The sequence below is a fragment of the Planococcus sp. RAB007_Raresut genome, from assembly GCF_057369535.1.
In genome coordinates this window covers 1-237 of record NZ_JBXYIF010000270.1, presented here as the reverse complement: position 1 = coordinate 237, position 237 = coordinate 1, and the positions used below count along the sequence as shown (strand labels likewise).

Below are 237 nucleotides of genomic sequence, written 5' to 3'. Positions count from 1 at the left end.
CGCGAGACCAGCCACACGCTTGTCTTGCTCGATGATTCCTTCTTCCCCGTCGAGGACGACGAGAACCACGTTTGGGCGTTCAATCGCCTTTTGTGCGCGCATGCCACTGTAGCGCTCTGTTGATTCATATACTTTCCCGCGTTTACGCATACCTGCCGTATCGATGATGACATACTCTTGTCCGTCACGTGTGAACGGTGTATCAATCGCATCACAAGTCGTAGCCGCAATGTTTGA

At 52.3% G+C, this 237-nt stretch carries 1 protein-coding gene; it reads right to left on the bottom strand.

Going from position 1 to position 237, the window contains the following annotated elements; genetic code table 11:
- The coding region (locus AC2Q9J_RS18505) for a GTPase (RefSeq protein ID WP_499042198.1) at positions 1 to 237 on the bottom strand (237 nt) is incomplete at both ends.